The organism is Candidatus Symbiopectobacterium sp. (assembly GCF_020054415.1).
Classification (GTDB): Bacteria; Pseudomonadota; Gammaproteobacteria; order Enterobacterales; family Enterobacteriaceae; genus Symbiopectobacterium.
Window position 1 is genome coordinate 1 of sequence record NZ_JAHWCO010000331.1, and the last position, 1260, is coordinate 1260.

Genomic DNA, 1260 nt, shown 5'->3' on the forward strand with positions numbered 1-1260 from the left:
ATTGAGCAGGCCGGCTTTATGTTTGATAATGGAATTGTTAGTATGAAGCATGAGAGTTACCTCGCGTTTTGTTTAAGGATTAGACACCCATATCAAAACCGGTAACTCTCAACCTTTCAAGGTCCAGTGTCAGATCTAGTCGCGACTAATACAAGTAATTTATTGTTACTTTAACAATTCTGTCTCGATGGAAAGCGACCATTGTGGTTTCGTGGGATAAGTATCCACCCGGCATTTCTACTTTCGCAGCATATTGAAGAGCTTTTAACCCGCCCGCGGAGCTTAACCCCACACGTTCAACATTAATCTTGTATCCTTCGGTTGGGATGCTTCCTTTAAGCAACATTTCGGCAAACTGTTTTTGTTTACTTTCTGGCTCGAATGCCTTTATAAAATCATCATTATTCTTAAAAGGAGAATCCTTGTCTGCCTTAGGCCCGTAAGCGACTAGCACCTGAATCATTGACCCACATTTGCTACATACAAATACGTCACCCGTGGGGGGGGGGTTGAATTCGCCACCCAGTCATTACTATTGATAGAATAAAAACCATCTCTAGTAAATGCCAATGCGGAACCGACAAATAAAGTCATGTATGCAAAAATCACAACTATTAGTTTTTTCATCACCCCTCCCAGGCTTTGTTGAATAAATAGAACTTTTGGGTAATCATCGGAGCAGATCACCACAGTTGTTTCAAAATCAGGTCTCCATGGCAAAACAAAATTTTAAAATCACCAACTGGCCTTCTTATAACAAGGCCCTCAAGCAGCGCGGTTCTCTAACCGTATGGCTAGATGAATCAGCCATTGCTGCATGGACGGAAAAAAACACTACTGAGCGGCGTGGACGACCGCTCTACTACTCAGATATGGCCATCACCACAGTCCTGATGATGAAACGCGTGTTTGGCCTTTCATTGGAGGGCTTTACAGGGCTTTGTTGACTCGATTTTTAAACTGATTAAATTGTCGCTGCATTGTCCAGACTATTCGCTGCTCAGCAAGCGAGCAAAGACAGTGAACATCAGCATAAAAACGGCTTTGTTGAATAAATCAGAACTTGTAACGACTGCGCCCCATACGGGTCGATTGTTACGTGATGTGAATACTGTTCTGTATTCCTAATAGCGTGATCCGGTTAAGCGCTTTGACCATGGCCATGGCTTCACCCACCTGAGCATCGTAGTCTCTCAGACTTAGATGACCACCCAGAAGCCTTTTGAACCGGAACATGGCCGTTTCAGCCACTGAGCGCCG

General features: G+C 44.0%; 2 protein-coding genes and 2 pseudogenes. 1 reads left to right on the top strand and 3 read right to left on the bottom strand.

All coding sequences use genetic code 11. The features are described from left to right. Window positions 1–145 precede the first annotated feature (145 nt). Entirely contained in the window at window positions 146–463 is a 318-nt protein-coding gene (locus QZ506_RS09685) for a hypothetical protein (protein ID WP_291970682.1), read from the bottom strand. Continuing rightward, window positions 460–690 carry a hypothetical protein gene (locus QZ506_RS09690; RefSeq protein ID WP_291970684.1) on the bottom strand — a complete coding sequence of 77 codons (231 nt, stop codon included), beginning with the start codon at window positions 688–690 and terminating at the stop codon, window positions 460–462. The genes QZ506_RS09685 and QZ506_RS09690 overlap by 4 nt, the downstream gene beginning before the upstream one ends. Before the next feature lie 23 nt (window positions 691–713). Between QZ506_RS09690 and QZ506_RS09695 the strand changes: the two are divergent. Beyond that, window positions 714–1041 (top strand): annotated as a pseudogene (locus QZ506_RS09695) (transposase); the annotation flags it as partial. 54 nt (window positions 1042–1095) lie between these two features. On the opposite strand, the pseudogene QZ506_RS09700 reads toward QZ506_RS09695, so the two are convergent. Then, window positions 1096–1260, bottom strand: a pseudogene (locus QZ506_RS09700) (IS5/IS1182 family transposase); the annotation flags it as partial.

Bases quoted from the DNA above. Each gene is read 5' to 3' on its own strand.
- QZ506_RS09685 (WP_291970682.1), bottom strand. From the start codon at position 463: ATGATTCAGGTGCTAGTCGCTTACGGGCCTAAGGCAGACAAGGATTCT.